The 1452-nt window shown below is 33.1% G+C and carries 1 protein-coding gene; it reads left to right on the forward strand.

All coding sequences use genetic code 11. From position 1 onward, the window contains the following. Positions 1–73: 73 nt before the first annotated feature. Positions 74–1402 (forward strand): IS701 family transposase, encoded by a 1329-nt coding sequence (locus G1O98_RS38190; protein WP_163939646.1) that lies wholly within the window; start codon positions 74–76, stop codon positions 1400–1402. Positions 1403–1452: the final 50 nt, after the last annotated feature.

The following is a 1452-nucleotide window of genomic DNA, read 5'->3' on the forward strand; positions in this document are numbered from 1 at the left end:
CCCTCTTCTGTCACTTTCCGAGTATTCTGAATAAAAGGATTAAAAGAAAAAACTCTGGAAGGTAAGCAGGGCAATGGATGTAGAATTACAAATCCTGAAACATTTGGCAAGAGATGCCCACCCAACAGTTGCCATTATAGATGAATATTGTGCAGAGTATAAAGACCTGTTTAAGGAAGTAAGAAATTATGAGTGCTTCAAATATTTACATTTGGGAATAATGTCACCAATTAAAAGAAAATCGTTACCAGAGATAGCGAAAGCCGTAAGTATAAATTCTGCACAGTCATTACATCATTTTTTAGCTAATTCAGATTGGTCGGTAGAGGAATTAAAACAACGAAGATTAAATAAACTCAAAAAAGCATTAGATGGCAATGCGATTACAGTAGTAATAGATGAAACAGGAGACAGGAAAAAAGGTAGAAAGACTGATTATGTAACCAGGCAATATTTAGGGAGTGTCGGAAAAGTCGATAATGGGATAGTTTCAGTCAATGCTTATGGACTTTACTCTAATATAACTTTTCCTTTAAGTGTAAAAATATTCAAACCAAAAGGGACGCTAAAAGAAGGAGATAAATATAAAACTAAAATAGAGTTAGCATCAGAAATTATTACAGAGCTAATTGAATCAGGCTTTACTATTAAATTAGTACTAGCGGATAGTTTATATGGTGAAAGTAGCGAATTTATTAGAAAACTAGCTGAATATAAATTAGATTATGTCGTAGCTATAAGAAATAATCATGGAGTCTGGCTGCCAGCAGGACAGAGGGTTAGGGCGAATAAGTGGTGTAAATTTGAGAGAACATTTAGCAATCAGAAATCAGAAATTAGATACATTAGGGAAATAATTTATGGTAAAAAAAGAGCCATAACTTACTGGGAAATAACTACTGACCCAGAAACCATGCCAGAGAATTCTACTTCTTTTGTGATGACAAATCTTCAAGGTAATCTCAAGAAAACTTTAGGTGATTTATATGGATTAAGAACCTGGGTAGAATATGGTTTTCGACAGTGTAAGCAGGAATTAGGCTGGACAGATTATCGTTTCACAAATTTTCAACATATTGATAGATGGTGGGAAATTATTTTTTGTGTTTATACAATGATTAGTTTAAATTCTTCCGCCTTGTTAGGCTTAAATTTATCTCGTAAAATTGAACCTGAGTTACAAGAAAATAGTGATGCTGATTTTTCTAATCATCAACAATGGAATCATGAATCTGGATGGAAAAATACTTTAAATAATTTGCGTCTCATTGCCCAACCACTATTATTATTTTGGTTGATTTATCCCTGGATACATATTTTTCCAAATTCTAATTTATTGCTGGGATTCAATCAATTAATTAGTGCAATGAATCAATTTAAACCCTGTTATGCTTCTGGATAATTTCACTTAGTTACTACTTGCTCATCCCGGAGAGTGACAGAAGAGGGATA

It is taken from the genome of Nostoc sp. UIC 10630 (assembly GCF_010747425.1).
In the GTDB taxonomy this organism is placed as follows: domain Bacteria; phylum Cyanobacteriota; class Cyanobacteriia; order Cyanobacteriales; family Nostocaceae; genus Nostoc.